The sequence below is a fragment of the Methanosarcina sp. KYL-1 genome (genome assembly GCF_024372725.1).
In the GTDB taxonomy this organism is placed as follows: Archaea; Halobacteriota; Methanosarcinia; order Methanosarcinales; family Methanosarcinaceae; genus Methanosarcina.
On record NZ_VOUA01000057.1, the window covers coordinates 1 to 1,759 of the forward strand.

General features: G+C 31.3%; 2 protein-coding genes. Both read right to left on the reverse strand.

Going from position 1 to position 1,759, the window contains the following annotated elements:
- Window positions 1-155: 155 nt before the first annotated feature.
- Window positions 156-1,073 (reverse strand): hypothetical protein, encoded by a 918-nt coding sequence (locus tag FTO70_RS17830; protein WP_255337119.1) that lies wholly within the window; start codon window positions 1,071-1,073, stop codon window positions 156-158.
- Window positions 1,039-1,683 carry a hypothetical protein gene (locus FTO70_RS17835; RefSeq protein ID WP_255337120.1) on the reverse strand — a complete coding sequence of 215 codons (645 nt, stop codon included), beginning with the start codon at window positions 1,681-1,683 and terminating at the stop codon, window positions 1,039-1,041. Before FTO70_RS17835 ends, FTO70_RS17830 begins: the two co-directional genes overlap by 35 nt.
- Between the last annotated feature and the right edge of the window lie 76 nt (window positions 1,684-1,759).

The following is a 1,759-nucleotide window of genomic DNA, read 5'->3' on the forward strand; positions in this document are numbered from 1 at the left end:
TTAATTCAATTTTAGGGGCATATCTAGGCTTACATGGTGGAAAAGACATACGGAGGCAGTTTTTATCCCATATAAAGGTATCGAACAGCCTCGTTTATGAGGAGATGAAAATTAGCGAAGTACTGAAATAAAAGAGAAAACTGAATTTTAAGCAATTACCAAAAATCATCGGGATTTTGCTCTTTTGATTTATTGGATATTTTTAGATGCACTTCGCTAATTTTATTTATGCAAAATAATCTTTTTTCATCGATTTCTTTGACTAAATCATCTGTGATTATAAGTTCATCACGTTTATACGTAACACTTTTTCTTTTTTGAAGTATTATTTCGTTTTTATCAGGATAAGACCAGACCGCATCGTGTGCAACTCTATTTCTAATGGATTGTATAAATTTTAATTTTTCATTGATATCCTTTGTAATGCTCTTTTCGATTCCTTCTTCTTGACATATTTTAAAGAAAATATTCTTTTTCCTGTCAAAATTTAGTGTTGTTATAATTAGGTCTTCTAAAAGAAAGGTCTTCCTATCTTGTGGTGCACAAAAGTAGTTTGAGATAAAAAAATCGAAATAGTCTTCAATATGGACTGCCATCCTCAATATTTCGCCACATTTTTCATTGAAGTTCTTATTTATCTCTTTATAATCGACTGGCTTTTCAGTAAGTAGTTCTAATAAATCATCATCAATGTAACAGAAAGATTGTGGTGCTTTAAAATCAGTAATTGATGTGTAAGGATCGATAGGTTTGGGGAATATTTCTAAGTTTTCAATTGAAATTGCAAAACCTTGTTGCTTATTTTTGAAGTAATTAAAGAAACCCTCTTTTCCAATCCCACCAAAATCACTACATTGGTTCCATAACTCATTTGGGGTTCCTTTAATGATTTTACCAATTGTAAAGGTTCCTATTATTTTTTTTACGGGACGACTTGAATATATGAATACTTTTTTTATTTCGTGGGGAGCTCTGAATATTACTCTTCTAAACTCATATTTTTTACTCCCATTAATTATTTCTTCAACATAAGTCGGTTTAATTGATAGTAAAACGTTCATTAATTTCCCCATGTTCCTTTATTTTTTTATACGCTTCATTGCTTATTTCTGTTATCGACATAGGTGCATGTATTCCAATTGAATTTAGATAATTTACGTCGGTCTTTTTTTCTAAATATATTTGATGCATAAATCTAATTATAGTTGTTTCTTTCCTTGCAAGTTCTCTGATCTCTTCTTTTTTGTATACAGTTCTTTTCTTTACAATCTCATATATTTCATCAGGATCGGTAAGTCCAAAATGCACAGATTCAACTATCCCCACAGCTGTTATATTTTTTGAGTCATGTGATCTATAAAATAAAATCACGTCACCACTGCCGATTTTTCGACTATTCGAGTGGCATAGATAAGCTTTTTTTATGGTATTTCCTTCAACAATGAATTCATTTTCAAAATCTTGAAGTCTCATCTGCCTTGAAAGGTGGTCTGTAAAAAGCCTGTCATGAAATTCCGGACGAATTGGTATGATAAACTTCTTTATATGATCTCTATCATCAAAACATGGATAATATCTTTTTGCGATTTCAAGTGGAGATAAATTATCTTCTTTATTGGTTGTAAAAAATTCGTAACTATTCAGCCCACTGCTAAAAAAGTATTTTTTGAGCAAAATCTGCAATTATCAGGATAACAGCGGCGCTCCATTGAGCGCCGCTATAATAGCATCCATGGCATTCAGGCCATTCTTTCTAATT

Coding starts and splice junctions, on each gene's coding strand:
- FTO70_RS17830 (WP_255337119.1), bottom strand. CDS start 1,073: ATGGGGAAATTAATGAACGTTTTACTATCAATTAAACCGACTTATGTT.